General features: G+C 61.2%; 1 protein-coding gene. It reads left to right on the top strand.

Going from position 1 to position 624, the window contains the following annotated elements:
• Positions 1–117: 117 nt before the first annotated feature.
• A partial coding sequence (locus AB0T83_RS20305) for an IS21 family transposase (RefSeq protein WP_494516552.1) occupies positions 118–624 on the top strand: 507 nt, incomplete at its 3' end.

Genomic DNA, 624 nt, shown 5'->3' with positions numbered 1-624 from the left:
TGTAAACGGCGGAGCAATACTCGGCCACGGTAGCGGCGGCATTGTGCTGTCGCGGGCGGCGTAAAAGTCGGCCACTTTTGCCCTTTCGGCATTCGGGAGGGCTTGGGGATATTCACCGTGGATTTGTATTTGAAGGTGCGTCAGGCTCATTTTCAGGACGGTTTGAGCGGACGCCAGATTGCCCGGGATTTTGGGATCAGCCGGGACAGTGTTGCGAAGATGCTGGCCTATTCGGAACCGCCCGGGTACCGGCGGACGGCACCGATCCGACGGCCCAAGCTGGATGCTTTCATTGGTCAGATCGACCGGTGGCTGGCCGAGGACAAAGCCCGGCCACGGAAGCAACGTCACACGGCGAAGCGCATTTTCGAGCGGCTGCGGGATGAGTGCGGGTTTGATGGCGGCTACACGATCGTGAAGGATTACGTCCGGCTCAGGAAGCGGACTGGCAGAGAGATGTTCGTACCGCTGAGCCATCCAGCGGGTCATGCCCAGGCGGATTTTGGCGAAGCACTGGTCGTGATCGGCGGGGCGGAACAGAAGGCACATTTCTTCGCCTTCGATCTGCCGCACAGCGACGCCTGTTATGTCCGGGCCTATCCTGCGGCGACCACCGAGGCCTGG

This window comes from Meridianimarinicoccus marinus, assembly GCF_040689105.1.
GTDB classification, from domain to species: Bacteria; Pseudomonadota; Alphaproteobacteria; order Rhodobacterales; family Rhodobacteraceae; genus Meridianimarinicoccus; species Meridianimarinicoccus marinus.
This window is presented reverse-complemented; position numbering and strand designations above follow the sequence as displayed.